This window comes from Rhizobium sp. AC44/96 (genome assembly GCF_001692185.1).
Classification (GTDB): Bacteria; Pseudomonadota; Alphaproteobacteria; order Rhizobiales; family Rhizobiaceae; genus Rhizobium.
In genome coordinates this window covers 60617-85830 of the sequence record NZ_LXKO01000043.1, presented here as the reverse complement: position 1 = coordinate 85830, position 25214 = coordinate 60617, and the positions used below count along the sequence as shown (strand labels likewise).

Genomic DNA, 25214 nt, shown 5'->3' with positions numbered 1-25214 from the left:
CAACTGCTCCGCCATCAAGAGACTCCAACGAGATACAATCGCGTCCGACGCTAGAGAAATGACGTTTCTGAATGCTTAAATACCGACCTCAACTTTGCGTCAGTACGGGATTAATCCCAAAAAAGGTCCAAGCTTTTCGCATGCTTGCCACTGGGCTCGCCCCCATGCTCTAACAGCGCATGGTCTTCACGCTTCGCCAGATTCAGTATTTCGTCGCCGTCGCCGAGCAGGGGTCAGTCACGCGTGCCGCGCAGAACCTTTCGATCTCGCAATCCTCGGTTACGGAAGCGCTGAAAGAGCTGGAAACCGACCTTGGAGTCGAGCTGTTCGACCGGCATCCGCGCGGGCTGTCCATTACCCACAATGGCCACCAGTTCCTGCGCCACGCGACGAAAATCCTCGCCAGCGTCTCCGACGCCCGCGGCAGCTTTTCCGGCAAGCAGAACGAGCTTTCCGGCAAACTGAACATCGGCGTCACCTCGCTCGTGGCTGGCTATGTTCTCTCCGATCTGCTGGCGCGCTATCGCCGCGCCTGCCCGGGCGTAGAGGTTAGCGCCATCGAGGACAACGGCGGCTATCTCGAACATCTGCTCGTGGGCGGCGAGCTCGACGTCGCCGTCATGGTCATCTCCAACCTGCGCGACCGCATGGCATTGCAGGCGGAAATTCTGGAGACCTCGCCCTACCGTCTCTGGCTGCCGCTCGGCCATCCGCTGGTGTCCGCGGATATCATCTCGATTGCCGATATCGCGCGCGAGCCGCTGATCATGCTCACCGTCGACGAAATCGAGGAAAACACCGGCAAGCTGCTCTCGGCCCTTGGCGCGCGACCGCACGTGGCCTTCCGCACCCGCTCGGTCGAAGCGGTGCGCAGCCTTGTGGCAACGGGCGCGGGCGTTGCGCTGCTTCCCGATCTCGTTTACCGCCCCTGGTCGCTGGAAGGCGACCGCATCGAAAGCCGCGACGTATCCGGTTCACTCCCGGTCGTTCAGGTTGGTATGGTCTGGCGAAAAGGCTCCAGCCTGCCGCAGGCCGCGCGCGACTTCGTCGGCATCGCCGAAGCCATGCGTTCAGGCCGCCCGCGATAGCCTGATATCGGAAATTCCGATAGCGGCTTTCTGATAAATGAATTTGCGAAAGCGGCTTTTTCGCGTCACCTTTCTGTTGGGAACAAAACGCCGCAAAAGCGGCATCCAACCGGGAGACAGACGATGAAGTATCTTCTGAAATCGTGCACGGTTGCGCTCGCGAGCCTGAGCTTCGTGACGCAGGTTGTGGCCGCAGAACCGCTGAAGGCTTTGGGCAAGGGCGAAGGTGCGGTCAGCATCGTGGCCTGGGCCGGCTATATCGAGCGTGGCGAAAGCGACAAGAATTACGACTGGGTCACCAGCTTCGAGAAGGAAACCGGCTGCAAGGTCTCGGTGAAGACCGCCGCCACCTCCGACGAAATGGTCTCCCTGATGAACGAGGGCGGCTTTGACCTCGTCACCGCTTCGGGCGACGCCTCGCTACGCCTCGTTGCCGGCAAGCGCGTCCAGCCGATCAACACCGATCTGATCCCGAGCTTCAAGAACGTCGACAAACGCCTGCAGGACGCACCCTGGTACACCGTGAACGGCGTCCACTACGGCGTCCCCTATCTCTGGGGGCCGAACGTTTTGATGTACAACACGGACGCCTTCAAGGATAAGGCGCCGACCAGCTGGAACGTCGTGTTCGAAGAACAGAACCTGCCCGACGGCAAGTCCAACAAGGGCCGCGTCCAGGCCTATGACGGCCCGATCTACATCGCAGACGCCGCTCTTTACCTGATGGCCCACAAGCCGGAACTCGGCATCAAGGACCCCTACGAGCTGAACGAAGACCAGTACAAGGCAGCCCTCGACCTGCTGCGCGGTCAGCGCAAGCTCGTCTCCCGCTACTGGCACGACGCCATGATCCAGATCGACGACTTCAAGAACGAGGGCGTGGTTGCTTCGGGCTCCTGGCCGTTCCAGGTCAACCTGATGCAGGCCGACAAGCAGAAGATCGCCTCCACCTTCCCGGAAGAGGGCGTCACCGGCTGGGCTGACACCACCATGCTGCATGCCGACAGCGAACATCCGAACTGCGCCTACATGTGGATGGAGCATTCGCTGTCCGCAAAGGTGCAGGGCGATGCTGCTGCCTGGTTCGGTGCCGTTCCCTCCGTTCCGGCTGCCTGCAAGGGCAACGAGCTGATGACGGATACCGGTTGCGCCACGAATGGCTATGACCACTTCGACAAGATCAAGTTCTGGAGAACCCCGACGGCCAAGTGCACGACGCAGAGCGAATGCGTGCCCTATCACCGCTGGGTGTCAGACTATATCGGCGTGATTGGCGGGCGCTAAACGGCCGCAGCGACGAACTCTTCCTCCTGAGGAGGAAGATGTCCGAAGGACGGATGACGCGGGAGACGCAAGAAGCGAGCGTCCCAGTGATCAGCGAAGACGAACTTAGCCGCGCACTGCTCGTCCGCCCTTCGGATTACCGACCGACTTGAAACAAATGGCACAGCCAATCGACCGAACCACCACGTTTGGCAGAGTGGGCATACCCATGCCCTCTCGACACTTCGCTCTCCCTCCGGGGAAGAGAACAAGACGAGCAAATCGGAGCCTACCATGACCCCCGCAGTCCGTTTCCAACAGGTCTCACGCCATTTCGGCCAGGTTCGGGCCGTCGACAGCGTCGACCTCGAAATCGCGCCGGGCGAATTCTTCGCGATGCTCGGTCCGTCCGGCTCCGGCAAGACCACCTGTCTGCGCCTGATCGCCGGCTTCGAGCAGCCGACCGGCGGCCACATCGAAATCTTTGGAGAGACGGCCGAGGGGATCCCGCCCTATCGACGCAACGTCAACACGGTCTTCCAGGACTACGCCCTGTTCCCGCACCTCAACATTCTCGACAACGTCGCCTACGGGCTGATGGTCAAGGGCGTAGCCAAGGCCGAGCGCACGAAGGCCGCCGAGCAGGCACTGGAGCTGGTAAAGCTTCCGGGCTACGGCGCGCGCAAGCCCGGCCAGCTCTCCGGCGGACAGCGGCAGCGCGTGGCGCTCGCCCGCGCCCTCGTCAACAAGCCGAAGGTCCTTCTCCTTGACGAACCGCTCGGCGCGCTTGACCTGAAGCTGCGTGAGCAGATGCAGGAAGAGCTGAAGAGCCTGCAGCGTGCGCTTGGCATCACCTTCGTCTTCGTAACCCACGACCAGGGCGAGGCCCTGTCGATGGCCGACCGCGTCGCCGTCTTCAACAACGGCGGCATCGTCCAGGAAGGCACGCCGCACGACATCTACCGTCGTCCGAAAACGCGCTTTGTCGCCGATTTCGTCGGCTCCTCCAACGTCATCGCGCCAGACCTGATGACCGCGCTCGGCGGCGAGAAGCGCTGGGCGAGCCTGCGTCCAGAAGCGATCCATGTCACCGGCGACGGCGTCGAGGCCCGCGTCGAAAATGCCAGTTTCCTGGGTGCGGCAACCCGTCTGACGGTTGCGACCAAAGGCACGCGCCTGCATGTGATGCTGCCGGCCGGCGCCAATGTTCCCGATGTCGGCGCAAACGTCCGTCTGGCCTGGCAGCCTGTCGACGTACACTACATGGATGACGCAGCATGACCGTCCTTGCTCTCACCAAGCCGGCGGCGCTGCGCGAGACCTCGATCCTGCCGGGGCGGGGCGGGCTCTTCGGCCGGCTCTCCGACGCCTTCTGGCGGCACCCGAAGCTGCTGCTCATCCTGATGCTGACGCCGCCACTGCTGTGGCTCGGCATCATCTATATCGGCTCGCTGATCGCGCTGCTCCTGCAGAGCTTCTTCTCGATCGACGATTTCTCCGGCCTGGTGAACTACGAGTTCACGCTGGCGACTTACGCTCAGCTCCTCAGCCCGACGAATTTCGACATCATCATCCGCACCATCATCATGGCGGCATTGGTGACGCTGGCTTCCGCTGTCGTTGCCTTCCCGATCGCCTACTATGCGGCCCGCTATGCGCAGGGCAAATGGAAGGCGCTGTTCTACCTCGGCGTCATGCTGCCGCTTTGGTCCAGCTATCTCGTGAAGATCTACGCCTGGAAGCTCATCCTCGCCAAGGAAGGCATCCTCACCTGGATCTTCGACAAGCTGTACCTGTCCTGGCTGCTCGACGGCATCCTTAACCTACCCATCATCGGCGGCAACTCGTTGTCGGTCAGCTACCTCGGCACCTTCCTCGTCTTCGTCTATGTCTGGCTGCCCTACATGATCCTGCCGACACAGGCGGCACTCGAGCGCGTCCAGGGCAATCTGATCGAGGCCTCGTCCGATCTCGGCGCGACACCCAGCCAGACCTTCCGCACGGTTCTGTTCCCGCTGGCGCTGCCCGGCATCGTCGCCGGCTCGATCTTCACCTTCTCGCTGACATTGGGCGACTACATCATTCCGCAGATCATCGGCTCGTCGCGGCTTTTCATCGGCCAGGCGGTCTATGCGCAACAGGGTACCGCAGGCAACGTCCCGCTCGCGGCCGCCTTCTCCGTCGTCCCGATCGTCATCATGGCCATCTATCTCTGGCTAGCCAAGAAACAGGGGGCCTTCGATGCGCTCTGACCGTTCACAGCGTTCGCCGCTGCTCCTGAAGATCGCCGCCGGCGGCGGCCTGCTCTTCCTCCACCTGCCGATCCTTCTGATCTTCGTCTACGCCTTCACGACCGAAGAGAAGAGCTATCAATGGCCGCCTCCGGGCCTGACCCTGCAGTGGTTCGGGATCGCCTGGAACCGGCCGGATGTCTGGGCCGCCCTCGGACTGTCGGTGCAGGTCGCGGTGATTGCAACATCGATCGCGCTGATCCTCGGCACGCTCTGCGCCGCCGCAGTGAGCCAGACGCAGTTCTTCGGACGTGAAGCGATCTCGCTGTTGGTCATCCTGCCGATCGCGCTGCCCGGCATCATCACCGGCATCGCGCTGCGCTCCGCCTTCAGTCTGTTCGACATCCCGTTCTCGGTCTGGACGATCGTGCTCGGCCACGCGACCTTCTGCGTCGTCGTCGTCTACAACAACGCCGTCGCCCGTTTCCGCCGCACCTCGGGATCCCTGATCGAAGCGTCGATGGACCTTGGCGCCGATGGCTTCCAGACCTTCCGGCACGTGATCCTGCCGAACATCGGCACGGCGCTTCTGGCCGGCGGCATGCTCGCCTTCGCGCTGTCCTTCGACGAGGTCATCGTAACCACCTTCACCGGTGGTCAGCAATCGACCCTGCCGATCTGGATGCTCGAAGAACTCATCCGCCCGCGCCAGCGCCCTGTTACCAACGTAGTCGCGATGGTCGTCGTGCTCGTCACCTTCCTGCCGATCCTGGCAGCCTACTACCTCACTCGCGACGGCGACCAGGTCGCCGGAGCCGGCAAATAAACAGGAAGCGGGATAACCCCCATCCCGCCCCTCAAAGACAAGGGAGAACATAATGGACACCGCGATGCTGATTGGGTCCCGCTTCGAAGCGGGCACGGAAACGGAAGAGCACATCCTGAACCCAAAGACAGGTGAAACAGTGCTTGACCTGCCGGAAGCCTCGCTTGGCCAGATCGACGCCGCCGTGGACGCAGCGGAAGCCGCGTTCAAGCACTGGTCGCAGACGACGCCGGGCGAACGCTCCAGCTACCTCCTGAAGATCGCCGATGCGATCGAGAAGGATGCCGCAGGCTTTGCAGCCCTCGAAGCGTTGAACTGCGGCAAGCCGATCAATGCCGTGCTCAACGACGAAATCCCCGCTATCGTCGATTGTTATCGCTTCTTCGCAGGCGCGGTGCGCAACCTGCACGGCCCAGTCGCTGGCGAATACCTGCCCGGCCACACCTCGATGATCCGCCGCGACGCCGTCGGCATCGTCGGCTCGATCGCGCCGTGGAACTATCCGCTGATGATGATGGCGTGGAAGCTGGCGCCGGCGATCGCGGGCGGCAATACCGTCGTCTTCAAGCCCTCGGAACAGACGCCGCTGACAGCCCTGAAGATGGCGAAGCTGCTCTCCGCAATCCTGCCTGAAGGCGTCGTCAACGTCATTCTCGGCCGTGGTGAAAGCGTCGGCAACGCGCTGATCAACCACCCGAAGATCTCGATGCTATCGATCACCGGCGACGTCGCGACCGGCAAGAAGGTGCTGCAGGCCGCTGCCAAGACCGTGAAACGCACGCATCTGGAACTCGGCGGCAAGGCGCCTGTAATCATTTTCGACGACGCCGATATCGATGCGGTCGTCTCAGGCATCCGCACCTTCGGCTACTACAACGCCGGCCAGGATTGCACCGCCGCCTGCCGCATCTATGCCGATGCGAAGGTCTACGACAAGTTCGTCGCCGACCTCTCCTCGGCCGTCTCCTCGATCAAGTTCAACCAGGCCGATGATACCGAAAACGAAATCGGCCCGCTGATCTCCAAGCGCCAGCGCGACCGCGTCGAAAGCTTCGTCGCCCGTGCCGGCGAGCACAAGCACATGGAAATCACCACGGGCGGCAAGACATCAGGCGACAAGGGCTTCTTCTACACGCCGACCGTTATCGCCGGCGCCACACAGGAAGACGAGATCGTCCGCCGCGAGGTCTTCGGCCCCGTCGTGTCTGTCACCCGCTTCACGGATGTCGAAAACGCGGTCACCTGGGCCAACGACAGCGACTATGGCCTCGCCTCGTCCGTCTGGACCAAGGATATCAGCCGCGGCATGAAGACCGCCGCCCGCCTTCAGTATGGCTGCACCTGGATCAACACCCACTTCATGCTCACCAACGAAATGCCGCATGGCGGCCTGAAGCAATCAGGCTACGGCAAGGACATGTCCGTCTACGCACTGGAAGACTACACGGCCGTCCGCCACGTCATGATCAACCACGGTTGATCAGCGATTAGCCACGGTTGATCCGCGCGTGCCGGGCCAGTCGCCCGGCGCGCAACCCAAAAACAATAAATACGCAAAGGGGAGTCCACATGAAACGCCGTACCATTCTTGCCGCCTTCGGCGGCCTCTGCCTCGCCTCGACGCTGACAGGCGCGCCGGTCTATGCCGCCGATCTGGCGCCGCTTGAAGTGGTCCAGCAATATCTGGCCGCATGGAACGCCCATGACTCAGCCAAGGCTGCCTCCTATTTCGATGAAAAGGTCAGCTACTACGACGCATCCGTCGGCAAGCCGACGGTCGGAAAGGCCGAAGCCAAGGCCGGCGTCATCGACAGCTTCATGACCGCCGTACCGGACCTGAAATGGGTCATGCGCGGCGATCCGATCGTCAGTGGAAACAAGGTTTCCTTCGAGTGGACCTTCTCGGGTAACAACAGCGGCCCCTGGGCCGATGGCACCAAGGCCACCAACAAGTCCTTCTCCTTCGACGGCGCCTCGGTCTTCGTCATCGAGAACGGCGCCATCAAGCAGCAGTCGGACTATTATGATGCTCTTGGCTTCTACAAGCAGCTGGGCCTGATGTAACCGACAACAAACCTTCGGCGCCCGCAGAAAAGGGCGCCGTTGGCCTACCGCCTAGCCCACAGTCCGGCCTGTGCTGATTGCAGCGACCGCAATGGAACAAATTTCCTCGCACCGCGTCATCTAGACGATGAACACAGAGGAAAAAATCCATGCTTAAATGGGCTCTCATATTTTTTGTTATTTCGCTGCTCGCCGGCTTCTTTGGTTTCTCCGGGGTTTCGGCGGCAACCGCGACGATTGCCCGCGTTCTCTTCGGCATCGCGCTGGTGATCTTCCTGATCTTCCTCATCCTGGCGCTGATGGCCGGACAGGCGATCCTTTAACCTGTTTTCGTCCGTTGCGCGGCAAATAGAGGCACCGAGTCCTTGAAGCCTTTCAGCGACACGGCGCCCAGCCCCTGAAAAGCAAGACCACGTTCTGCCGCTTCCGCGGCAGTTCGTGTATTTGGGCAAACGAGTGTCTGCGACGGCCCGGCAACCGCTGAAACGCGGGCCGCGAGATTGACCGTCCTGCCGAAAATATCGCCGTCGCGCGGTACCACCTGCCCTGTCGCCACACCGACCCGCACGGGAGGAAGATCGTGCTGCCGGCTTTGCTCGACGAGGCAAAGTGCCGCCTCGACCGCCGAAGCGGCGTCCGGGAACAGCATCATCACGCCATCCCCCAAAGGCTTGACGATGCGTCCCTCGCAGGTACCCGCAAGCCGCTGCGCGATCGCCTCGAAGCGAGCGGCCTTCTCCGCAGCCGGCGCGTCTCCGATCTCATGCGTCAGGCCGGTGAACCCCGAAAGATCGGCGAAGGCCACCGCCGGAAGGCTCTCCTCCTCGCCCTGCTCCATGCCATGTTCGCGCAAGGCTTCCTGAAGCCTGCCGACAATGTTGTCGAAAACCGCCTCCTCCAGCATCCTTCGTTGCAGCAGGAACAGCACCCGAAATCCGATCCGCTGCAACGCCAGACGCCGACCCGCCGAGATCTCCAGAAGCTGATGATAGCTGATGCCGGCATTCAGCATCGGCTCCTCGACCTCAGCGCGGAAGAGGTCACGCATGGTGTCGACACACCGTCGCACCGAATGGCCGAAGACGCGCAATACCCGCTCCATCCCGGCAGCTGATGCGCCGAGCTGCATGCATTCGGCGATAAGCCGCACGAACTCCATATCGTCCTCGCGAAGCGGGTGCCCGGCTGACAACAAGGGCAGACTTGCGCTGGCTCGGAGACCATTCACTGTATCGAGATCGACATTTCCAGCCGCGACTTCATCGTCGACCGATGCGCTTGTCATGGTCACCGGCTCGAACATAAGTTGGCTGGCGAATTCGAACGAGAAGATCTGCCGTTTCAGCCCCTCGTCCAGAACATCGAGGCCGATGCCGGCATCCTGCAGCGCCAGGATCAGCCGAAGCCTGCTGACATCGCTGAGGGTGTAGCCCAGCGAGCCGGGATCGAGGATCTGCCGTCGCTCGAGAGCGGCGAGCCGCGCATCATCGCAGCCGGCAAGCATCAACAATCTCTCACGCGTCAACGCTTCCATCGCAGCAACCTCTGGATAAAGAGATTGCTTTCTACATCAAAGCCGTGTGCCGCTCCACGCAGCCAATCGGGTTAGAGGAGGCTTGCTCCGACATTGATGGCAAGCGCCAGGATCGTTGTGTTGAACAGGAATGACAGAACCGAATGCAGCAGTGTCAGCTTGCGCATTCCGGTAGATGTCGTTGCCACATCAGCGGTCTGCGAGGCAACGCCGATGGTGAAGGAGTAATAGAGGAAATCCCAGTAGACTGGCTCCTCTACCCCCTCGGGGAACTTCAGCCCCTCACCCTTGTCGTCCCCACCATAGAAGCGATGCGCATAATGCACCGTGAACAGGGTATGCAGAAACACCCAGGAGATCAGGATGGTGACGATTGCCGCCAGCGCTCTTCCAAGCGCAACGCCCGGCGCCGCCTCCTTCACGGAATGCAGTTCGAGGCCGATGCCGGCGATGCTGGCAACCGCTGCCGAGATCGACAGGAAAAGCAGCAGTGTGTCGGAGAAGTCTAGATCTTCGGACCTTTTGCGGATCGACGCGACAGTTGCCCTCAGCATCCGCCGCCACGTGGCGGCAATGAAGACAACCGCGGCGACGTTCCAGCCCGCCAGTACGTTGCGGGCGTTGACCTCGCGCGTCGTTAAAAGCAGGAAAACCAGCAGGCCGACGAAGAGAGCAACGAACACGGCGGCATGCTTGCGTATCAACTGCACCAAGCGGTTTGTCTGGCCGTGTCGTTCGTATGCCATGAAATGCTCCGCCGGTACGAGATTACCTTTGATATCAGCTTGATACAGGCAAGAGCAATATAGGGCTCAGCCCGTCCAGCCGCCATCGACGACGTGGATCTGGCCGGTAGTGAAGCCGGCCTCGTCGCCGGCGAGATAGGTGACCAGCGCGGCGATTTCCTCCGGCGTTGCAATCCGTCCCATCGGCTGGCGGCCGATGAAATCCTTCAAGGCCTTCTCGTAGTCGCCGGTGGCACGCAAGCGATCATGCAGCGATGGACTGTCGACCGTGCCGGGGCAGATCGCATTGGCGCGGATGCCCTTGGCGACGAAATCGGAAGCGATCGACTTGGTAAGACCAATCACCGCCGCCTTCGAGGCGCTGTATGCGAAACGGTTCGGAACGCCTTTCACGCTCGATGCAACCGACGCCATGTTGACGATCGAGCCCTTCCCTTTCGCGAGCATGCCCGGCAGGAAGGTCCGGCAGGTCGTGTACATGGCCTTGGCATTAAGGTTGAAGGAGAAATCCCAATCCTTCTCCTCGCATTCCAGAATCGTCCCGGCATGGACAAAGCCGGCGCAGTTGAAGAGAACGTCGATCGGACCGACCTCGGCCGCGAAGGCGCGAACGGCATCGCCATTCAGGACATCGAGCACATGCTTTTCAGCACCCTCCAGCGTGGAAAGCGTCGCCTGGTTGATGTCGGTGGCATACACTTGGGCGCCGAGTGAAATGAAGCGCTCCGCGCTGGCGCGACCAATACCCTGCCCGGCCGCCGTGATGACGACCTTCTTGCCTTCCAAACCGTGGCTCATGACCTCTCCCATATGCTGTGGCGCTTGCGACGCATTCATTCATATGCAAACATTATATTCATTATGCCGTCAATCACATTGTCCCAGACAGGATGCTGACGCAGCGCACGGGAGGCCTGTTCAGCGTGGCGCCATCGGGCGCGAAATCCGGCGTTTGGGAAATGCGGCGGCCCAGGAAGCCAGAGCATGGATGGGAGGAACCGCATGCTGTTCGACGCACACCTGCACATCATCGACCGGGGGCGGCTTGACTACCCCTGGCTTCCCGATGTGCCGGCGCTCAATCACGATAGCCTCTATGAAGACTATGCCCGTGACGCCCTGCGCTGCGGCATCACCAATGTCCTGCACATGGAGGTCGATGTCGCGCCACAGCAGATCGGCAGCGAGACCACCTACGTCAAGGAAATCAGCGCGCGCCCGGGCAGCCTCGTGCGTGGCGCCATTGCCGCATGCCGTCCGGAGGAGGATGGCTTCGCCGCCCATCTGGAAAGTTGCCTCGCCGATCCTTTCATCAAGGGCTTCCGCCGCGTGCTGCATGTGGCGCCCGATGACACGTCGGAACGGCCGCTCTTCCGTGACAACATCAGGCGCTTGGCAAATACCCGCCTGACCTTCGACCTCTGCGTCTTCCCGCATCAATTCGAACGCATCCTGACGCTGGTCGATCTCAATCCGGATGTGCGTTTCATCCTCGACCATTGCGCCAACCCGCCGATCAAGGACGGAATGAGCACCCTCTGGCGCCAGGGAATCACTGAATTTTCCCGCCGCCCCAACGTCACCGCGAAAATCTCCGGCGTCATCGCCTATGGCGATCTCGAAGGCTGGTCGGTCGACAGCCTGCGTCCCTATGTCGAGCACACGATCCAAAGCTTCGGCTGGGACCGCGTCGTCTGGGGCAGCGACTGGCCAGTCTGCACGCTGGGCGGCGGCCTGACGCCATGGGTGGCGGCAACCCATGCCCTGACCGCTGGCTGCAGCGCCGATGAGCGCGACAAGCTCTACCAGGCCAACGTCAAACGCATCTGGTCCGTCTGATCGCAGAACGACCCGTGCCAAAAACCGAGACAAGTGGATTTCACTCAAATCCACTTGCGGGTACTATGTGACGCGTTTGCTTCCAGCGGTTGTTTCCATATGCAGGAGACTTCAGGCATGGCCGAGACATCGATACACCGCCGCCTCGCCGCAATACTCGTCGCCGACGTGGTCGGTTACTCGCGGATGATGGAGGCCGACGAGGTCGGAACATTCGAGCGACTGAAGGAACGCCGCGCTCAGGTGCTCGACCCCGTCATACGCGACCATAGCGGTCGCATCGTCAAACTGCTGGGTGACGGAGTCCTGGTCGAATTCGCCAGCGCAATCAACGCGGTCGAGGCCGCGCTAACGCTTCAGCAAAGGATGACGGAAGCGAACAAGGGCCTTCCCGAGCAAGGACGGGTCGTGCTCAGAATCGGCATCAATCTCGGCGACGTGATCGGCGAAGGCTCGGACATCTACGGGGAAGGCGTCAATGTCGCAGCGCGGCTCGAAGCGCTGGCCGAACCGGGCGGAATCTGCCTGTCCGAAAAGGTCCACAATGAGGTTCGAGGCAAGATCCCCGTTACCATGAAAGACTTGGGACTGGTGCAGCTCAAAAACATTGCAGCACCAGTCAGGATTTTTGGCATGGAAACCGCTCGCACGATATCATGTGCCATCCCCCCGCCTGGAAAGGAATTCACAACCGTCGCCATTCTCCCGCTGACAAACATATCGGGAAGCGCGGAACAGGACTATTTCGCGGACGGCATCACCGAAGACATCATTACCGAACTGAGCCGGTTCAAGAACCTTTCGGTCGTCGCACGAAATACGACATTCGCCTACAAGGGCCAGTCGGTGAATGTCGCCGAGCTCGGCCGGCAACTCGGCGCGGATTTCATCCTGGAGGGTAGCATACGGTTGCTCGGGCAGCGAATTCGCGCCACTGCGCAACTCATCGACGCGCAGACGGGCGCACAGGCATTTGCCGAGAAATTCGATCGGGAAATGGCCGACATCTTCGCTGTCCAGGACGAGATCGTCGAAGCGATTGTCGGCCGGCTATTTTTCAATCTTCAGGATGTCGCTGGCGCCGTTCGTGGAAGAAGTTCCACGACAAGCATCTCCGCGTATACGTCCTGGCTGCGAGCTGGTGCGGCCTGGCGCAACGGCGACGAGCCAGGTGCCCGCGCACACATGCACGAGGCGATACGGATCGATCCGCAATATGCGCCCGCGCTCGCATCACTCGGGCTGCTTTACGCATACTGGCGGTTCAGTGAGCCAGGTGCCGCGACCGATCTTGAACGCGACGAGCAATGCCGACACTTCATCGCGCGTGCGATCGCCCTGGACAAGAATGATCCGTTCGTCCTGACGAGCGTCGCTGCCAGCCTTTTACTGATCGGAGACATTCAAGACGCCCTTCGCTACTCGGAGATCGCCATCTCCATCAGTCCGCGAGACATAAACGTTCTTGTCGCCAGGGGCATGATCGTCTCCTACGCCGGAAGGCACGAGGAAGGCCTCGCCATGGTCGAGCGCGGCTGCAAGTTCGAGCCGATCTTGCCTCCGGCGTTTCTTTCGAGCCTCGGAGATTGCTACTATCTGGCACGCAGGTTCGACGAAGCGCTGACTGCTTATGGAGCACTGATCGATCCGCCGTATTTTTTCCGGTTAAATCAAGCCGCCTGTCTCGCCCAGCTCGGCAGAACAGAAGAGGCTTTCGTCATGGCGCGGCAGAAACCCCATGCATTCGACGTCGAGATTTATGCTCGGAACACAGTAAAGCTATGTGCTTTGCCGGAAGATGGGAGACTTTGGCTCGACGGCATCCGCAAAACGGGACTACTTGCTTCTTCCAGCAGTCTCTAGCGATCGGCCAAAAATAAAGGGCGGCGCCATCGGCACCGCCCTCTCTGTTCGAATGCTGGAAAGCCTTAAGCGGCGGCCAGCTGCAGTTCCTTCTGAACCATCGCACGCAGCGTGCCGAGATCCTTGGCGAAGGCGCGGATGCCTTCGGCGAGCTTTTCGGTCGCCATTGCGTCTTCGTTCATCATCCAGCGGAAGGTCTTTTCGTCGATCGCGATCTTCGGAGCAGGCTTCGTCACCTCAGGCGACAGCTTGCGCTCGAGCTTGCCCTGATCGTTGGAGAGCTCGTCGAGCAGGTTCGGCGCGATCGTCAGGCGGTCGCAGCCAGCCAGCGCTTCGATTTCGCCGGCGCTGCGGAACGAGGCCCCCATGACGATCGTCTTGATGTCATTGGCCTTGTAGTAGTTGTAGATGTCGCGGACGGAGAGAACGCCCGGATCTTCCTCAGGCGTGTAGTCCTTGCCGGTCGACTTCTTGTACCAGTCGAGGATACGGCCGACGAAGGGCGAGATCAGGAACACCTTGGCATCGGCGCAGGCAACGGCCTGAGCCTTCGAGAAGAGAAGCGTCAGATTGCAATCGATGCCTTCCTTCTGCAGAACTTCAGCGGCGCGAATGCCTTCCCAGGTGGATGCAAGCTTGATCAGGATGCGATCCTTCTCGATGCCGCGTTCCTTGTAGCCGGCGATGATGCTGTGAGCCTTTTCGATGGAAGCCTTGGTGTCGAAAGACAGATCGGCATCGACTTCCGTCGATACGCGGCCAGGAACCAGCTTGGAGAGCGCGGCGCCGACGGAAATCGCCAGGCGATCCGCAACCGCGGACGACACGGCTTCGGTGTTGCCGCCCTGCTTTTTGCCCCAGGCAACGGCTTCCTTGATCGCATCGGCGAACATCGGCGTACCGAGCGCCTTGAGAACGATGCTCGGGTTGGTCGTGCAATCGACCGGCTTCAGGCGGGCAACAGCCTCGATGTCGCCGGTATCGGCAACGACCGTGGTAATCTCGCGGAGTTGGTCAAGCTTGGATGTCATGATCGATAGTCCTTTTGACTTGAGCTGCGAACCGGGACGAAACCGCCCGGGAAAGAGGTGATCTACGGACATGTCCGCACGTAAAATTCAGCCGCTTCTGCGCGATAGGCATGACGCAAGTCATCGCTGGTGACCTGCCGTGTGCCCGCACCTTTCCTCCTCGAACAGACAGTGCGACGTGTTGCAAAGACTATCGCTATTCCAGTCGCTATATGTCAAGGACATTTGTGTATTTCAATTGACATAAGTGTCACACCCGTCATTATCGGCGCACATGCTCATGCCACGGATCTCGGAAGAGATAGGGCGCAATTCGGTTCGGAGGAGATGTGGTCAAGCTCAAACGCGGCACGCACACCGCTTATTCGGAAGCCTCCTCCCTCAGACTGCGCGCGGCGTGGCTCTATTATAACCAGGGATTGACGCAAAAGGATGTCGCCGAGCAACTCGGCATCAGCCGCACCACCGTCATCCGCCTGCTCGACGAGGCGATGAAGCGCAGCGAAGTCCAGATCTGGATCAACGATTCGATCGGCGACTGCGTCGAGCTCTCGGTGAAGCTGGAGCGGGCCTACGGCCTCGACGAGGCGATCGTCGTGCCCGCACCCGCAAGCAGCGATGCAACCGCGCTCGCCAAGAGCGTCGGTCTGGCGCTGGGCCAGTTCCTGTCCGAAGCCATACCCGACAACTATACGATCGGCGTCGGCTGGGGGCGCACCATGACGGCCTCGCTTTCCAGCTTCCGTCCGCCGCGCCGCGACAATTGCAAGGTCGTCTCGCTGCTCGGCGGCATCGTCGCCGTGCACCAGACCAACCCGATCGACTACACCTGGCGACTGGCGAGCCAGCTCGGCGCCGAATGCTACATGTTCCTCGCGCCGCTACTGGTGGATTCCACCGAGACCAAGCGCAACCTCATCGAAAAGTGTGGTCTCGACGCGATCTACCGCCTTGCGGAAACCCTTGACCTCGCCATTGTCAGCTGCGGCGATATCGGCCCTCACTCGACGTCCCTGTCGGAAGGCTGGATATCGAAGTCTGAATTGCAGGAACTGATCGATGCCGGCTGCGTCTGCGATACCATGTTCAATTTCCTCGACAAGGACGGCAACACGGTCGACCATTCGATCAACAGCCGCGTCATGTCGGTCGATCTCGACACGCTGAAGAAGGCAAAGCATATCGTGCTGTCCTCGGGAGGTGCCCACCGCGCGGTCGCGATCAGCGCCACCATCAAGCGCATCGGCTGCAACACGCTGATCACGGACGAGGGCGCGGCAAAGGCGCTGCTGGACCTAGCCGAAGCGGCCTAGAACCAGACATCGCCGACCGTGCGCCCGTCCAACGGCAGGTCGTCGAAACTGTGCAGTCCATCGAACCGCTGCAGGGGAATGTCGGCGACATCGGCCGGCTCGGCAAGACGAAGATTGACGGCAATTCGCGTCCGTCCATCTTCACCTGAAGTCAGGCTGCGCCAGCTCACAAGGTTTCCACAACGCCTGCAGAAATTGAAGGAAATTTGCCGGGAGCCCCGAATGTAGGAGGTGAGCGATGCGTTCGGATCCTCGACATGAATGCCCTCGCCGTCATAATCGTAGGCCCAGAGCACCCCGTAGCGCCGACAGACCGTGCAATTGCAGATCGTCGCGTCCGGAATGGCACCCCGGAAGGTCCAGCGAACCTCCCCGCAATGGCAGGATCCGCGCGTTATCTTGCCAACGCTGTGCCCATGTTCATCCCCGGCCATCGACGCCCCCTTCAGCGCAACCGGCACAGCCGCGACAATTGCGATTGCGCCCAGTTGCGCGCGAAGTCCTGCGTATCGGAAAGCCCCGACAGCAGACCGCCCATTTCGCCGTCTATATCAAGGTGAGCGTCGGTGATCTTGCAGGCCGCCGGGTCGAGCGACACGGTGACGGTCACCTTGCCGTCCACCGGGTCCATCTGAAAGAGCGAGTCGTCGCCGGTCTCGCAGGTCAACAGCGCCGTGGCCCTGACAGAAGCCAGACCGTTGTCTTCCGCGCAGACATCCGCGGACAAGACCTTGAAGCTACTTGTCCGATTGGGGCCCACCGGAAGCTGTTCGCATAAACGCGCGGTCGAAATCGCCTTCGCGACGGCCGGCCATTCCGGACTCTCGGTCGCCGATTTACAGGCTGCCCAGGCCGGGGCCAGCGATACCGCAAATAGGCCAATTGCAATCAAGACGATCCTGCAAGGCATCTCCCCAGGCTTCATTCCCGCCTCCTCCAGACCCAGCCAGAGGATCAAACCCGTGATTCCCGGATTTTTGATGGCAACGATTGGAGCTCGTCGAAAGAAGGGCCCTTTTGGCGGCTCCAGCCTCAATGCGGAAGCTCCCTAGCCTTGTTGGTTCCAATGGCGACAGGCAATTGGCGAAGGAAATGAACCAGGGCCGCCGCCCTACTCAATGACTTCGGTGACCGCTTCACGACGCCAGCAACATGCGCCTCGCCCGGCTGAGCGCTCGCTTCTGGCACGATCTGATCCTCACGCGCATCGGGAGCCGGCCGATAGATTTTACCTTGGTCGAGAGAGAGAATGGTCAAGGTCGTCAGCATCGTGAACCTCCTGGCAACTCGCGCTCGGTAGCGCGGCAAGGAGCAATCTCGATCAGACGATCGTTTTGTGTCCTTAAGCGAGGCGTAAAAAGCTGCAAAATATTCCAAAGGTGCTGACCGCTGTCAGCCTTCGGGCAGGCCAGCGAGCCACAGCCCGTCGAGGATGGCGGCAAGACGGCTCGGATCCTTGGCGGGCTGCCCGGCCCTGATGCTCGCAATCGTCACCCCCGGAGCCATCCTCATCAGCTCATCCAGGAAGTGATGCGCCTCAGGCATGCGCCCGAGATGCGCATTGGCCGCGATCAGCATCCAGTAGGTCGGATCGAAGTTCGGATTGACGGCAAGTGCCCGCGTCGCCGAAGCCACGGCCTCCTCATAGTCCCCCAGAACGACCTGCGCATGCGCTGTTCCGCACAGCGAGAGGTGCGCAAACATATCGCGTGGCGAAAGCCTGCTTGCCCGGCGCAACAAGGCGAGCGCCATGCTCAGCTCTCCACAATGGAGCGTCGCCACCCCAGCCGCGGCGACGACGAGCATATTGTTCGGATTGGCCTCGACGGCTGCGGCGAGGACGGCCATCCCCCAATCATATTCCCTCGCCACCTGCACCAGCGCCATGGCGCAATGCGCCATCACGGCCGGATCGCCGGCCGCCTTCTCCAGCCCGCGTCGCGCAAACTCGAAACAGGCCTGGCGATCATTGGGGCCGACGGACGGCCAGCCCATGGTGATACGGTGCTCCAGTGCCCAGGCGGCAAGGCCGAGCAGTTGGGCATTGTCGGGCTCGAGTGCCAGGGCTTCGGTCAGCAGCGCATAGGCCTGTACGTTTTCGCTGATCGATTCCGCCAGGATCTTGGAGAGCGCCGATAGCGCGGCGTCGTAGGCTGCGATGCTGCCCGGCCGCTCTCGCCGCGTACGCTCTATTTCCGCTGTGCGGATACGTGGCTCGACAACCGTTGCGACCTTCTCGGTGATCCGATCCTGAAAATTGAACACGTCGTCGAGCTCACCGTCGAAATTCTGAGCCCACAGATGCGCGCCGCCAACTCCGTCGACCAGCTGAGCCGTGATCCTCAGTCGATCCCCCGCCCGCCGAATGCTGCCTTCCAGCACGTAGCGGACGCCCAGTTCCTCCGCCACCTGCCGCACGTCGACATTACGGCCCTTGTAGACGAAGGAGGAGTTACGGGCGATGACTGAGAAGCTTCGAAAGCGGCTGAGTGCCGTTATGATGTCGTCCACCACACCATCGGCAAAGTAGTCCTGATCGGCACCTGCCCCGAGATTGGCAAAGGGCAGAACGGCAAGCACCGGCAAAGGGCCATCCGGCTCCTCCGACGCCGCACCCACCCCGGCTAGACGATAGCCGACGCGGGGCACCGTTGCGATCCAGTCATCGCCTGTCGGCGTCCTGCCGAGTGCCTTGCGGAGCGCTGCGATCTGGACCGTGAGATTGCCGTCCTCGACCACCAGCCCCGGCCAGCCACGCTCCATGAGCTCCGTCTTCGAGACGGTTTTCCCGCCCGCGTCGAAAAGGGCTTCGAGAAGAGCCAGACCGCGCTGGCCGAGAGCAACGGATTTTCCGTTCCGCTGCAGCGTTCCGCCGGCGGTATCGAGAACAAACGGACCAAAAGCCTGGCGGGACCGTATCATGCGGACAATATATCGCGCCGCCAACGCAGTGAAAACCGTCAATCCCAGGCCATCGTTGCACGCCTCGGCCACCCCCGTGGTGGCCGGCGCGCTTCACATCAGGCGCGTCCGTATTCCCAGCCAAGCATCGCGCGCTTGCGCGTCAGACCCCAGTGATAGCCTGTCAGAGCGCCGCTCTTGCCGAGTGCGCGATGGCACGGGACCACGAAGGAAATCGGGTTAGCACCGACGGCAGCACCCACCGCGCGCATCGCTGTCGGCTTGCCGATGTCGTTGGCGATGTCGCTGTAGGTCACCGCTTTGCCAAACGGGATCTTCAACAGGCTCTCCCATACCCGCACCTGGAAATCCGTGCCGATCAGCACCACCCGTAGCGGTTGGTCCGACGTCCAAAGACCCGGCTCGAAAATTCGCTCGGCGTAGGAGACGGTCGCCTGCCGGTCTTCGACGTATTCCGCATTCGGCCAGCGGCAGGTCATATCCTCGAGGCAGGCGGCCTCGTCTCCGATATCACTGAAGGCAAGGCCGGCGAGGCCGCGATCGGTGACCATGACCAGCGCGATGCCGAAAGGCGACGGGTGGAAGCCATAACGGATGGTCAACCCGCCACCGCGGGCCTTCCATTCACCCGGCGACATTGCCTCATGGGTCACGAACAGATCGTGCAGGCGGCTCGGGCCAGAGAGACCGACCTCGATCGAAGTCTCGAGCAACGGCAGCTCTTCCTTGCGCAGCAGGCGCTTGGCATGGTCGAGCGTCACGGCCTGCAGGAAGGCCTTCGGCGAAAGCCCCGCCCAGCGGGTGAACGTCTTCTGCAGCTGTGTCGGCGACTGCTTGAGGCGCGCGGCGATCGTCTCCAGCGATGGCTGGTCGCGATAATCCTCGGTAATCAGCTCGATGACCTGGCGAACGGTCTCGTAGTCGGGACCGTCGGGCGTGATGTCATTGTTCAGGTTGGCTATCATGTTCATGATCTTTCTCCTTGTACCAAGGAGATAGTCAAGTGGACCCTGGCGAGCCACCCGATTCTTGCGCCGCGGCTATATGCGCTGCTTGACCGTCGCAAGCGCCCTCTTGAACCCCTTGGCGAAGCTCTCGCGATCGTCAGGGTTGAGAAACGAGCCGATATCCGTGCCCTGCCCGCCGCCAGAGATATGCATGGACAGAATGCCGATCTCCTCGTGACGGCGCACGAAGAAGCGCGTCCAGAACGGGTTGAAATGATGCTCGACCATCCGGCCCGACGGCGTAAACTTTCGCACGGAGATATCTGTGCGCGAGACCATCACTTCCTCGCGCGCCCGGCCGGAGCGGTAGTTCAGCCAGAACGCGCCGTAGAGCAAAAGGAAATCCAGCCCGAAGAAGAAGCCGATCGGCCACGCGCCTGTCGCAATGAAGAACATGCCGTACATCAAGCACACGCCGCCCGTCAGCAGCAGAAGCACCTTGAAACCCTTGCGGCCAAGTGACCGGTAGGGAAAGAGTTCGGCTGCAAAAACAGGCTGTTCGTCGGCTCTGTCGGCGTTGCTTTCCATCATGGCTGCCGAGTATAGATTTTCCATGCCCAATCCGAAACTCAAATCCGCCGCCACATCGTCGCAGACGACGAAAGTGATCGTTCGCCGCAAGACGTCGAAAGCTGTCCGCTCCGCCTATACCGAGGCCGAGCGCGAGGAGATTTTTCGCCGCTTCTCGATCCAGCGTCCTGAGCCCAAGGGAGAGCTGGAGCATTCCAATCCTTTTACGCTGGTCGTGGCCGTCGCCCTTTCCGCGCAGGCAACGGACGCCGGAGTCAACAAGGCCACGCGCGCGCTTTTCAAGGTCGCCGACACGCCGCAGAAGATGCTGGATCTCGGCGAGGAACGGGTTCGCGACTACATCAAGACCATCGGGCTCTACCGCAACAAGGCCAAGAACGTCATTGCGCTCTCACGGATGCTGGTCGACGTCTTCGGTGGTGTGGTGCCGCAGACGCGCGACGAACTGGTGATGCTTCCCGGCGTGGGCCGCAAGACGGCAAATGTCGTGCTCTCCATGGCCTTCGGCCAGGCAACCATGGCGGTCGACACCCATATCTTCCGTATCGCCAATCGCATCAAGCTCGCGCCCGGCAAGACGCCCGACGAGGTGGAAGAGCGCCTGATGAAGGTGATCCCCAAGCACTACCTCTACCATGCGCATCACTGGCTGATCCTGCACGGCCGTTACACCTGCAAGGCGCGCCGCCCCGAATGCGAGCGCTGCGTCATCGCCGACATCTGCAAGTCACCGGAGAAGAGCTGCGATATTCCGGCACCGCTGGTCGAGCTCCCGCCGCAGATGATCGGCGAAGCGGTCGACTAACCCGCCAAAGGCATCCGCACGCCCAGCTCCTTTCGCGAGAGCAGCTTGTGCAGGTGCACCATCATGCCCGCGGCAAAGAGCGGCGTCAGCAGGTTGACGAGCGGAATGGCCAGAAATGCTGCGATGACGAGCCCGGCGAGAAACACGGTCGCCGCGTGCTTGGCGCGAAACAGCCGCGCCTCCTCGGGCGACCTGAAGCGCATCGCGGCAAACTCGAAAAACTCGCGACCGAGCAGATAGCCGTTCACCAGAAAGAACGCGATCAGATTGACGCCCGGCACGAAGAGCAGAAGAACCGCCACGATATTGCCGGCGATGACCACACCGAGAAACTTGATCGAACTGACAAGCGCGGATGCGAGCGGCATCGCCGTGCCGGGGGCGTCTTCGCGATAGTCGCGTTTCTCGATCACCTCCGCCACGTCATCGAGAAACAGGCCGGCAATCAGCGCGGTCACAGGCGAGAGCAGGAGCGCCAATCCGAGCGCCAGCCCGATGCCTGCCAGCACCAGAAAGACAAAGCTCAGCCACCCCGCCCAGTCTGGCAGCGCAGGAAAGAAGCTGGCAATCCAGGGAAATACCAGCGTGATGAAGGTGCTGCGCAGCGCTAGCCACAGACCGACAAGAACGAGGATCGTGAGCCCCAGCACCTTCCAGAACACCGATCGCGTTTCCGCCGCGAAAAGATTAGCAACTGCAAGGCGCGCGGCATGAAAGATCATTTTGACGTCTCCGGTTGTGGCCAAGATGTATGAATCTGATCTTTGAACGGCAAGGCTGAAAATAATTGGGTGCATTGTCGGAAATCTTGTTCAGAAATACATATTAATATATAGTCATCTAACATTAGAAATTGCTTTGGCCTGGGCAGCTTCCGGAATATTTGCAAGCGGCAGGGTTTTCCTTGTGCATCCGAGAAACGGGTCCGGAAGATCAGGAAAGGCGCCGTGGAAGACTTCGTTCACAAACTCCGGCAGTATGCAAAATCCGGCACACCGGCGGAGCGGCGCATTGCAAAATACTTTGCCGAACATCTGAGCGACCTGCCATTCGAAACCGCCGCATCCGTAGCCGACAGACTTGACCTCAGCCCCATGACGGTTGGGCGTTTCCTGCGCGCTCTGGGCTATCAGGGACTGGACAGCGTCAAGGTCCAGATCCGCGAGGTTTCCCCCGTTTCGGCCACACAGATGCAAGCATCCATGACCGAGTTGCAGACCGACGTCGCGGAAGGCAAGCCGCTTGCAGTGCTGGTGTCGGAGCAGATCCAGGGTCTCCACCACATATACCATCTCACTGGTCAGCCGCAGTGGCGCGAGGCGGTATCGATGATCGGCACCGCACGCGAAGTCTTCGTTGCGACGCATGCGGGTCTTTCGGGCTTCGCATCACACTTCTGCCAGCAACTGACGCAGGCCCGAGACGGCGTGCACTCGCTCGATGGCACCGGTAGCCGCTTCGCGGAGCTTTTCGCGCGGTTGAACGGTGATGATGCGTTGCTGATCATCCTCGACAGCCATCGCTTCGGCAAGGCCCGCCTTCTGGCGCGCACCGCACGGCGATACGGATACAAGGTCATCCTGATCACTGCGCAAAGCACCAACTGGATGCCGGATCAGGCCAACCTTATACTGCCCCTGCCCGCAGCCCGTACCGGCGATGCCGACAGCCTGCCACCCCTGATGGCCCTGCTCGACTGTCTGTCGACGGCCGCTATCCTTGCAGCCGGCGACGAAGCAGCACAGCGCACGCGACGTATGGGCGAGTTCGGCACCATGCTTGGTGAAGGCTCAAACCGCTGACGTCTGGGTAGCGCCAACAGAAAAGCGGAAGCTCACTCCATCGTCTCCAGCTCGGCGCGATGCCGATACATCGCTAGAAGTCGGCGGTAGTCGCGATCATAGATCGCGCGCTTGTCCTCGTTGGGTAGCAAAACATCGCCCCCCGGATACATCGCAAGGCCGGCGCTTGGCAGATCCCGATGCAGCCCGCAGGACACGGCCGCCGCCATCGCGGTCCCGAGCAGCACCGCTTCGTTCATCTTGGGAACCACGACCTTGCAGCCTGTCGCATCCGCATAGAGCTCCATGAGGACAGGGTTCTTCACATGACCGCCGGCCACGTGGAGGGTGTCCGGCGCATAGCCGTAGTCCCGCATCTGCTCGAGGATGTGGCGAATACCGAGCGCAATCGCCACACCCGTGCGCCAATAGAGCGCGCAGAGCCCATCGAACGAGGTGTCCAGCGTAAGCCCGCTGATGCCGCCCACCGCATGCGGATCGGCGTGTGGTGATCGATTGCCGTGAAAGTCGGGCAGTACGAAAATCCGGGCGCCGAAATTGTCGCCCTCCTCCACACGCAGCTGCGCGATGCGGGCAACGATCCTCTGGTGGATCGCCGCCGTCGGCTCTCCGCCTGCGGCATGCATCCGAACAATATGATCGAGCAGCGCCCCTGTCGCCGATTGGCCCGCCTCGACAAGCCAGGATTCGGGCAGCACGGCTTCGTAATACGGCCCCCACATGCCGTGACTTGGCTTCCGCTCCCGCGAAAAGGAGACGATGCAGCTCGACGTGCCGGCAATCAGCGCCAGCTGCCGCTCGAGCTTGTGCGGGTCATGGGCAGCGCCGCCAAGTGTGCCGAGCGCTCCGGCATAGGCATCGACCATGCCTGCCGAGACGTGGCAACCGGTCGTCAGGCCGAACGCCGACGCGGCCTCCTTCGTGAGTGTCCCCACACTCTGGCCCACGGCCACTGTGTCATCAGGCAACCGTCCCCGTTCCTGCAGGTCTTCGAGACCGATCTGCTCGAGAAAATCCGCCTGCCAGCCCTTGTCGAGATGTGCGAGATAGTTCCACTTCGCCGTCAGCGTACAGCGCGACCTTGCCAGCGCGCCCGACGCCTTCCAGGTCATGAAGTCGGCGAGGTCGAAGAGATAGCCGGTATTCATCCATGTGCCCGGCAGCTTCTTCTTCAGCCACATCAGCTTCGGCATTTCCATCTCGGGCGACATGAAATGCCCGGAATGCTCCATGACGGGGTGTTTCGTGGCCGTGCAGAAATCGGCCTCCTTCAGCGCCCGGTGGTCGAGCCAGACGATGGTGTCGAACCGCCGCTCGCCGCCGGTGGAAACGCTGATCTGGCCGCCATCGACGTCACGCACGACGAGCGAACAGGTGGCGTCGAAGCCGATCGCGCCGACCGATTCCGGTGCCGCGCCGGATTGCTCCATGGCCTTGCGCACGGAGATGCAGACAGCGGACCAGATATCTTCTGAATCATGTTCGGCGTGGTTCTCACGCGGCCGGTTCATGAGGATCGGGTGTTCTGCCTTGCCCAGCAGCTGGCCACGGATATCGAAGACGCCAGCGCGCGCGCTGCCGGTGCCGATATCGACCGCGACCACATGCTGAGGCATTAAAGGTGCATCCCGTCCCGTTTATGTTTTCGGACAAGGTGTATCAAATCCGGCATCGCGTCAAACACCGCTTCGGGCGAAAGCCGGTCAAGTTCAGCGCGATAGCCGGCGAAATTGGCGTGCGAGCCGCCGGTGAAGGCAAATACCGTCATGCCTGCGGCCTTGGCCGCTTCGATGCCCGCGGGGCTATCCTCGATCACGACGCAATCGGCGGGATCAACATGCATTTCGCGCGCCGCATGCAGAAAAAGGTCGGGCGCCGGCTTGCCGTTTTTCACCATCGTCGCGCTGAAGATGTCGGGCAGCCGATCGATCAGGCCGGTCACCGTCAGCGACAGGCGAATGCGCTCCACCTGGCTCGACGACGCCACGCAACAGGGAATGCCGAGGCCATCGATCGTTGCGGCAACGCCATCGATCGGCTTCAGCTCCTTGCGAAAGCGCGCATAGAGATTGGTGCGCAGCTGCTCGAGGAATTCCTGCCCGGGATGAACGTTGTACTCGTTCTTCATCGCGTCGATGACAGTCGCCAGGCTGCGCCCGAGGAAGCGGCCATAGACCTCGTCCTCGGTAATCGGCACTCCCAGATCGTTCATCGCCTTGACGAGAACGCTGACCGAGATCGGCTCGCTATCGACGAGCACACCGTCGCAGTCGAAGATGACCAGCCGTGTTTCAGCTTCAGCCATGACAGATCCAATCGCAGTTGGTGCAGAAGATCCCCTCCACCAGA

26 protein-coding genes are annotated in these 25214 nt (G+C 61.3%); 13 read left to right on the top strand and 13 right to left on the bottom strand.

Going from position 1 to position 25214, the window contains the following annotated elements:
* Positions 1-179: 179 nt before the first annotated feature.
* From A6U87_RS28465 to A6U87_RS28430, 8 genes are all read left to right on the top strand, one after another.
* The gene (locus tag A6U87_RS28465) at positions 180-1088 is read left to right on the top strand and encodes a LysR family transcriptional regulator (protein WP_065694683.1); all 909 of its coding nucleotides are present in this window, start codon (positions 180-182) and stop codon (positions 1086-1088) included.
* 123 nt (positions 1089-1211) lie between these two features.
* On the top strand, positions 1212-2372 hold the full coding sequence (locus A6U87_RS28460; protein WP_065694682.1) for an ABC transporter substrate-binding protein: 1161 nt from the start codon (positions 1212-1214) through the stop codon (positions 2370-2372).
* Between the two features lie 273 nt (positions 2373-2645).
* The gene (locus A6U87_RS28455) at positions 2646-3632 is read left to right on the top strand and encodes an ABC transporter ATP-binding protein (protein WP_065694681.1); all 987 of its coding nucleotides are present in this window, start codon (positions 2646-2648) and stop codon (positions 3630-3632) included.
* Complete coding sequence (locus A6U87_RS28450) at positions 3629-4603, top strand: ABC transporter permease (protein WP_065694680.1); 975 nt, start codon at positions 3629-3631, stop codon at positions 4601-4603. Before A6U87_RS28455 ends, A6U87_RS28450 begins: the two co-directional genes overlap by 4 nt.
* Positions 4593-5408 (top strand): ABC transporter permease, encoded by an 816-nt coding sequence (locus tag A6U87_RS28445; RefSeq protein WP_065694679.1) that lies wholly within the window; start codon positions 4593-4595, stop codon positions 5406-5408. The genes A6U87_RS28450 and A6U87_RS28445 overlap by 11 nt, the downstream gene beginning before the upstream one ends.
* A gap of 52 nt (positions 5409-5460) precedes the next feature.
* Entirely contained in the window at positions 5461-6888 is a 1428-nt protein-coding gene (locus tag A6U87_RS28440; RefSeq protein WP_065694678.1) for a gamma-aminobutyraldehyde dehydrogenase, read from the top strand.
* A gap of 89 nt (positions 6889-6977) precedes the next feature.
* A complete protein-coding gene (locus A6U87_RS28435) occupies positions 6978-7472 on the top strand; it encodes an ester cyclase (protein WP_065694677.1) in 495 nt (164 codons plus the stop codon).
* Positions 7473-7621: 149 nt separating this feature from the next.
* Complete coding sequence (locus tag A6U87_RS28430) at positions 7622-7795, top strand: DUF1328 domain-containing protein (RefSeq protein WP_065694676.1); 174 nt, start codon at positions 7622-7624, stop codon at positions 7793-7795.
* Here A6U87_RS28430 and A6U87_RS28425 read toward each other — a convergent pair.
* The 3 genes from A6U87_RS28425 to A6U87_RS28415 form a co-directional block, all read right to left on the bottom strand.
* Positions 7792-9006, bottom strand: a complete 1215-nt coding sequence (locus A6U87_RS28425) for an adenylate/guanylate cyclase domain-containing protein (protein WP_065694675.1) — start codon at positions 9004-9006, stop codon at positions 7792-7794. The two genes, A6U87_RS28430 and A6U87_RS28425, sit on opposite strands and share 4 nt — an antisense overlap.
* A gap of 71 nt (positions 9007-9077) precedes the next feature.
* A complete protein-coding gene (locus A6U87_RS28420; protein ID WP_065694674.1) occupies positions 9078-9752 on the bottom strand; it encodes a DUF1345 domain-containing protein in 675 nt (224 codons plus the stop codon).
* 66 nt (positions 9753-9818) lie between these two features.
* Positions 9819-10550 carry an SDR family oxidoreductase gene (locus tag A6U87_RS28415; protein ID WP_065694673.1) on the bottom strand — a complete coding sequence of 244 codons (732 nt, stop codon included), beginning with the start codon at positions 10548-10550 and terminating at the stop codon, positions 9819-9821.
* A gap of 204 nt (positions 10551-10754) precedes the next feature.
* On the opposite strand from A6U87_RS28415, the gene A6U87_RS28410 reads away from it, so the two are divergent.
* Together A6U87_RS28410 and A6U87_RS28405 are read left to right on the top strand one after the other, a co-directional pair.
* The gene (locus tag A6U87_RS28410) at positions 10755-11591 is read left to right on the top strand and encodes an amidohydrolase (RefSeq protein ID WP_065694672.1); all 837 of its coding nucleotides are present in this window, start codon (positions 10755-10757) and stop codon (positions 11589-11591) included.
* 117 nt (positions 11592-11708) lie between these two features.
* Entirely contained in the window at positions 11709-13454 is a 1746-nt protein-coding gene (locus A6U87_RS28405) for an adenylate/guanylate cyclase domain-containing protein (protein ID WP_065694671.1), read from the top strand.
* Positions 13455-13519: 65 nt separating this feature from the next.
* Here A6U87_RS28405 and tal read toward each other — a convergent pair whose 3' ends face one another.
* Positions 13520-14485, bottom strand: coding sequence for a transaldolase (tal, locus tag A6U87_RS28400; protein ID WP_065694800.1), 966 nt, complete (start codon positions 14483-14485; stop codon positions 13520-13522).
* A gap of 329 nt (positions 14486-14814) precedes the next feature.
* Between tal and A6U87_RS28395 the strand changes: the two genes are divergently transcribed.
* Positions 14815-15798 (top strand): sugar-binding transcriptional regulator, encoded by a 984-nt coding sequence (locus A6U87_RS28395; RefSeq protein WP_065694670.1) that lies wholly within the window; start codon positions 14815-14817, stop codon positions 15796-15798.
* On the opposite strand, the gene A6U87_RS28390 is transcribed toward A6U87_RS28395, so the two are convergent.
* From A6U87_RS28390 to A6U87_RS28365, 6 genes are all read right to left on the bottom strand, one after another.
* On the bottom strand, positions 15795-16232 hold the full coding sequence (locus tag A6U87_RS28390) for a GFA family protein (protein ID WP_065694669.1): 438 nt from the start codon (positions 16230-16232) through the stop codon (positions 15795-15797). The genes A6U87_RS28395 and A6U87_RS28390 overlap by 4 nt on opposite strands.
* Positions 16233-16243: 11 nt before the next feature.
* Positions 16244-16756 carry a hypothetical protein gene (locus tag A6U87_RS28385; RefSeq protein ID WP_244499586.1) on the bottom strand — a complete coding sequence of 171 codons (513 nt, stop codon included), beginning with the start codon at positions 16754-16756 and terminating at the stop codon, positions 16244-16246.
* Between the two features lie 74 nt (positions 16757-16830).
* The gene (locus A6U87_RS28380) at positions 16831-17067 is read right to left on the bottom strand and encodes a hypothetical protein (RefSeq protein ID WP_065694667.1); all 237 of its coding nucleotides are present in this window, start codon (positions 17065-17067) and stop codon (positions 16831-16833) included.
* A gap of 123 nt (positions 17068-17190) precedes the next feature.
* Positions 17191-18720: a winged helix-turn-helix domain-containing tetratricopeptide repeat protein gene (locus tag A6U87_RS28375; protein WP_065694799.1), complete on the bottom strand. Its 1530-nt coding sequence runs from the start codon at positions 18718-18720 to the stop codon at positions 17191-17193.
* Between the two features lie 98 nt (positions 18721-18818).
* Complete coding sequence (locus A6U87_RS28370) at positions 18819-19691, bottom strand: bifunctional helix-turn-helix domain-containing protein/methylated-DNA--[protein]-cysteine S-methyltransferase (RefSeq protein WP_065694666.1); 873 nt, start codon at positions 19689-19691, stop codon at positions 18819-18821.
* A 69-nt stretch (positions 19692-19760) separates the two neighbouring features.
* Complete coding sequence (locus A6U87_RS28365; RefSeq protein ID WP_065694665.1) at positions 19761-20258, bottom strand: DUF2244 domain-containing protein; 498 nt, start codon at positions 20256-20258, stop codon at positions 19761-19763.
* A 22-nt stretch (positions 20259-20280) separates the two neighbouring features.
* Between A6U87_RS28365 and nth the strand changes: the two genes are divergently transcribed.
* Positions 20281-21063, top strand: a complete 783-nt coding sequence (nth, locus tag A6U87_RS28360; protein ID WP_065694664.1) for an endonuclease III — start codon at positions 20281-20283, stop codon at positions 21061-21063.
* On the opposite strand, the gene A6U87_RS28355 is transcribed toward nth, so the two are convergent.
* Positions 21060-21785 carry a sulfate transporter family protein gene (locus A6U87_RS28355; RefSeq protein ID WP_065694663.1) on the bottom strand — a complete coding sequence of 242 codons (726 nt, stop codon included), beginning with the start codon at positions 21783-21785 and terminating at the stop codon, positions 21060-21062. The two genes, nth and A6U87_RS28355, sit on opposite strands and share 4 nt — an antisense overlap.
* A 225-nt stretch (positions 21786-22010) precedes the next feature.
* Between A6U87_RS28355 and A6U87_RS28350 the strand changes: the two genes are divergently transcribed.
* Positions 22011-22865 carry a MurR/RpiR family transcriptional regulator gene (locus tag A6U87_RS28350; protein ID WP_065694662.1) on the top strand — a complete coding sequence of 285 codons (855 nt, stop codon included), beginning with the start codon at positions 22011-22013 and terminating at the stop codon, positions 22863-22865.
* 32 nt (positions 22866-22897) lie between these two features.
* Here the strand turns inward: A6U87_RS28350 and A6U87_RS28345 are convergent, their stop codons facing one another.
* Both A6U87_RS28345 and A6U87_RS28340 read right to left on the bottom strand, forming a co-directional pair.
* On the bottom strand, positions 22898-24481 hold the full coding sequence (locus tag A6U87_RS28345; RefSeq protein WP_065694661.1) for an FGGY-family carbohydrate kinase: 1584 nt from the start codon (positions 24479-24481) through the stop codon (positions 22898-22900).
* The gene (locus A6U87_RS28340) at positions 24481-25170 is read right to left on the bottom strand and encodes an HAD family phosphatase (protein WP_065694660.1); all 690 of its coding nucleotides are present in this window, start codon (positions 25168-25170) and stop codon (positions 24481-24483) included. The genes A6U87_RS28345 and A6U87_RS28340 overlap by 1 nt, the downstream gene beginning before the upstream one ends.
* Positions 25171-25214 lie beyond the last annotated feature (44 nt).

Bases quoted from the DNA above. Each gene is read 5' to 3' on its own strand.
- A6U87_RS28435 (WP_065694677.1), top strand. From the start codon at position 6,978: ATGAAACGCCGTACCATTCTTGCCGCCTTCGGCGGCCTCTGCCTCGCC.
- A6U87_RS28405 (WP_065694671.1), top strand. From the start codon at position 11,709: ATGGCCGAGACATCGATACACCGCCGCCTCGCCGCAATACTCGTCGCC.
- A6U87_RS28425 (WP_065694675.1), bottom strand. From the start codon at position 9,006: ATGGAAGCGTTGACGCGTGAGAGATTGTTGATGCTTGCCGGCTGCGAT.
- A6U87_RS28340 (WP_065694660.1), bottom strand. From the start codon at position 25,170: ATGGCTGAAGCTGAAACACGGCTGGTCATCTTCGACTGCGACGGTGTG.
- A6U87_RS28445 (WP_065694679.1), top strand. From the start codon at position 4,593: ATGCGCTCTGACCGTTCACAGCGTTCGCCGCTGCTCCTGAAGATCGCC.
- A6U87_RS28465 (WP_065694683.1), top strand. From the start codon at position 180: ATGGTCTTCACGCTTCGCCAGATTCAGTATTTCGTCGCCGTCGCCGAG.
- A6U87_RS28410 (WP_065694672.1), top strand. From the start codon at position 10,755: ATGCTGTTCGACGCACACCTGCACATCATCGACCGGGGGCGGCTTGAC.
- nth (WP_065694664.1), top strand. From the start codon at position 20,281: ATGCCCAATCCGAAACTCAAATCCGCCGCCACATCGTCGCAGACGACG.
- A6U87_RS28455 (WP_065694681.1), top strand. From the start codon at position 2,646: ATGACCCCCGCAGTCCGTTTCCAACAGGTCTCACGCCATTTCGGCCAG.
- A6U87_RS28415 (WP_065694673.1), bottom strand. From the start codon at position 10,550: ATGAGCCACGGTTTGGAAGGCAAGAAGGTCGTCATCACGGCGGCCGGG.
- A6U87_RS28375 (WP_065694799.1), bottom strand. From the start codon at position 18,720: ATGATACGGTCCCGCCAGGCTTTTGGTCCGTTTGTTCTCGATACCGCC.
- A6U87_RS28370 (WP_065694666.1), bottom strand. From the start codon at position 19,691: ATGAACATGATAGCCAACCTGAACAATGACATCACGCCCGACGGTCCC.
- tal (WP_065694800.1), bottom strand. From the start codon at position 14,485: ATGACATCCAAGCTTGACCAACTCCGCGAGATTACCACGGTCGTTGCC.
- A6U87_RS28450 (WP_065694680.1), top strand. From the start codon at position 3,629: ATGACCGTCCTTGCTCTCACCAAGCCGGCGGCGCTGCGCGAGACCTCG.
- A6U87_RS28355 (WP_065694663.1), bottom strand. From the start codon at position 21,785: ATGATCTTTCATGCCGCGCGCCTTGCAGTTGCTAATCTTTTCGCGGCG.
- A6U87_RS28430 (WP_065694676.1), top strand. From the start codon at position 7,622: ATGCTTAAATGGGCTCTCATATTTTTTGTTATTTCGCTGCTCGCCGGC.
- A6U87_RS28365 (WP_065694665.1), bottom strand. From the start codon at position 20,258: ATGATGGAAAGCAACGCCGACAGAGCCGACGAACAGCCTGTTTTTGCA.
- A6U87_RS28460 (WP_065694682.1), top strand. From the start codon at position 1,212: ATGAAGTATCTTCTGAAATCGTGCACGGTTGCGCTCGCGAGCCTGAGC.
- A6U87_RS28440 (WP_065694678.1), top strand. From the start codon at position 5,461: ATGGACACCGCGATGCTGATTGGGTCCCGCTTCGAAGCGGGCACGGAA.
- A6U87_RS28390 (WP_065694669.1), bottom strand. From the start codon at position 16,232: ATGGCCGGGGATGAACATGGGCACAGCGTTGGCAAGATAACGCGCGGA.
- A6U87_RS28345 (WP_065694661.1), bottom strand. From the start codon at position 24,481: ATGCCTCAGCATGTGGTCGCGGTCGATATCGGCACCGGCAGCGCGCGC.
- A6U87_RS28420 (WP_065694674.1), bottom strand. From the start codon at position 9,752: ATGGCATACGAACGACACGGCCAGACAAACCGCTTGGTGCAGTTGATA.
- A6U87_RS28380 (WP_065694667.1), bottom strand. From the start codon at position 17,067: ATGCTGACGACCTTGACCATTCTCTCTCTCGACCAAGGTAAAATCTAT.